The sequence below is a fragment of the Cellulomonas septica genome (genome assembly GCF_012396155.1).
Lineage (GTDB): Bacteria > Actinomycetota > Actinomycetes > Actinomycetales > Cellulomonadaceae > Cellulomonas > Cellulomonas septica.
Map to the genome: position 1 here is coordinate 1 of NZ_JAAXOY010000627.1, position 2,085 is coordinate 2,085.

The window sequence follows — 2,085 nt, forward strand, 5'->3', positions numbered from 1 at the left end:
CCCGGGCGACGGCGCCCGGCGATGACGCGGGCGCCCGCTTCGCGCGGGTTCGCCGGTCGGCGCCCCTCCCCCCGTAGGCTGGCCCGGTGACCAGCACGCCGACCCCCACGACGTCCCCCGCCACGACCTCCAACGGCCACGAGAGCGCCGAGCGCATCGTCTGGATCGACTGCGAGATGACGGGGCTCGACCTCGGCGCCGACGCGCTCGTCGAGGTCGCCGCCGTCGTGACGGACTCCGAGCTGCGGGTCCTCGGTGGTGGCGTCGACGTCGTCGTCCGGCCGCCCGACGCGGCGCTCGCGCAGATGAACGACTTCGTCCGCGCGATGCACACGACGTCCGGCCTGCTCGACGAGCTCGCGGCGGGCACGACGCTCGAGGACGCGCAGGCGCAGGTCCTCGACTACGTGCGCACGTGGGTGCCCGAGCCGTCGAAGGCGCCCCTCGCGGGCAACTCGGTCGGCACCGACAAGACGTTCCTCGACCGCGACATGCCCGACCTCGTCGCGCACCTGCACTACCGCGTCATCGACGTGTCGTCGATCAAGGAGCTCGCACGCCGCTGGTACCCGCGCGTGTACTTCGCGTCGCCGCGCAAGAACGGCGGGCACCGGGCGCTCGCCGACATCCTCGAGTCGATCGACGAGCTCCGGTACTACCGCGCGGCCCTCCTGCCGGCGCAGCCGGGACCCGACTCCGCGACCGCCCGGCAGATCGCCGCGCAGGTCGTCGCCACGTCGGTCAAGGGCTCGACGACCGAGGGCTGACGGGGGCGACCCGCCCGCCGGACGACGTCCGGGCGGGCGGGTCCGGTCGCCAGGGACGACGAAGGGCGTCGACGGGGAACCGTCGACGCCCTTCGCGCTGGGGTGGCTAACGGGACTTGAACCCGCGACCCCCTGGACCACAACCAGGTGCTCTACCACCTGAGCTATAGCCACCACGTTCCGCCCGCAGGTGGTGGTACCCGCGGACCGGTCCCGACGCGAACGTCAGGGCCGACGAGAAGTGTACCGGGTGCCGGAGGGTGGTCCGGAACCCGATTCAGAGACGGCGGACCAGCGCGTCGGCGAACACGTCGACCGACCCGGGCGCGTAGCCGAAGAAGAACGACGGCTCGGTCAGCTCGACCTCGAGCACCACGGGGCGGCCCGCGTCGTCGGGGATGAGGTCGACGCGCGCGTACAGCAGCGGGTTCCCCTGCTCCGGGAAGATCTCCGCCAGTGCCGCGACCACGCCGTCCCCGAGCTCCCGCTCGGCGTCGCTCGCCTCGCGCGCGGACATGACCTCGCGGCGGTACAGCACACCGTCGGTCTCGCCCTCGCGGTACGGGCCCTCGAGCAGCGCACCCTTGCGGACCGCATGGCTGAACTGCCCGTCGACGTAGACCAGCGCGGTCTCGCCCACGGTGTCGACCTGCTTGAGGTAGCGCTGGATCATCACGTGCCGCCCGACGCCGAGCAGGTTCTTGGCGTGCCGGATGGCGAGCGCGCGGGACGGCGTCTCGTCGGCCTGGTAGCGGCCGGTGTCGCGCGAGCCGGCGCTCACCGTGGGCTTGACGACGAAGTCGCCGAAGGCCGGGAACCGGGTGTGGATCGCGCGGGCGTCGAAGTTGCGCTCGGGGTCGAGCCAGATCGTCGGGACGATCGGCAGGCCGCGCTGCTCGAGGTCGCGCAGGTACGTCTTGTCGATGTTCCACACGACGACGTCGGCGGGGTTGAGCAGCACGCTCGAGCGGCCGACGCGGCGCGTCCACTCGGTGAACAGGCGCGGTCGCTCGGTGTAGTCCCACGTCGAGCGGATCAGCACGTGCGAGTAGGTCGACCAGTCGACCGTAGGGTCGTCCCAGACGACGACGTCGGTCGCGACGCCGCGCGCGAGCAGCGCCTCGCGCAGCGGCTGGTCGTCGGGGTCCAGGTCCGGGAGCGCGGAGCAGGTCGCGATGGCGAGCCGGGCGGTCGTGGGCGTGGTCACGTCGGCAGCGTACCGACGGGGTCGCCGCCCGTCGCCGCGTCGGCGGACCCGTCCGGCACGCGGTCGGTGCCGGTCTCGTCGGCGGGAGCCTCGTCCGTGACCCGCCGCAGG

At 73.0% G+C, this 2,085-nt stretch carries 2 protein-coding genes and 1 tRNA gene; 1 reads left to right on the forward strand and 2 read right to left on the reverse strand.

Annotation, left to right across the window (positions count from 1 at the left end):
* The first annotated feature begins 86 nt into the window (after positions 1-86).
* Complete coding sequence (gene orn / locus HGA02_RS17420) at positions 87-767, forward strand: oligoribonuclease (protein ID WP_168680475.1); 681 nt, start codon at positions 87-89, stop codon at positions 765-767.
* Between the two features lie 98 nt (positions 768-865).
* Here the strand turns inward: orn and HGA02_RS17425 are convergent.
* Positions 866-941: transfer RNA gene (locus tag HGA02_RS17425), tRNA-His, on the reverse strand.
* Positions 942-1,044: 103 nt separating this feature from the next.
* Positions 1,045-1,974 (reverse strand): ATP-grasp domain-containing protein, encoded by a 930-nt coding sequence (locus HGA02_RS17430; RefSeq protein ID WP_168680477.1) that lies wholly within the window; start codon positions 1,972-1,974, stop codon positions 1,045-1,047.
* Between the last annotated feature and the right edge of the window lie 111 nt (positions 1,975-2,085).